Source organism: Methylobacterium sp. CCH7-A2 (assembly GCF_001557075.1).
Classification (GTDB): Bacteria; Pseudomonadota; Alphaproteobacteria; order Rhizobiales; family Beijerinckiaceae; genus Allobosea; species Allobosea massiliensis.
Window position 1 is genome coordinate 1 of record NZ_LSKN01000031.1, and the last position, 255, is coordinate 255.

Below are 255 nucleotides of genomic sequence, written 5' to 3' on the forward strand. Positions count from 1 at the left end.
CATCATTCTGTTCGAGCAGGATCGCGCCGACAAGCCTTGTGATGGCGGCCTCGTTGGGGAAGATGCCGACGACCTCGGTGCGGCGCTTGATCTCGCCGTTGAGCCGTTCCAGCGGGTTGGTGCTGTGCAGCTTGGCACGGTGCTGCGTCGGGAAGGTCATGTAGGCGAGGACGTCGGTCTCGGCGTTGTCCATCAGGGCAGCGAGCTTGGGGACGGTCGGCCTGAGCTGATCGGCGACCCTGCGCCATTGCTGGC

General features: G+C 65.1%; 1 protein-coding gene. It reads right to left on the minus strand.

The window, feature by feature from the left end:
* Positions 1-255 (minus strand): transposase (locus AX750_RS02945; RefSeq protein WP_197432783.1); only part of this gene is annotated, 255 nt, incomplete at both ends.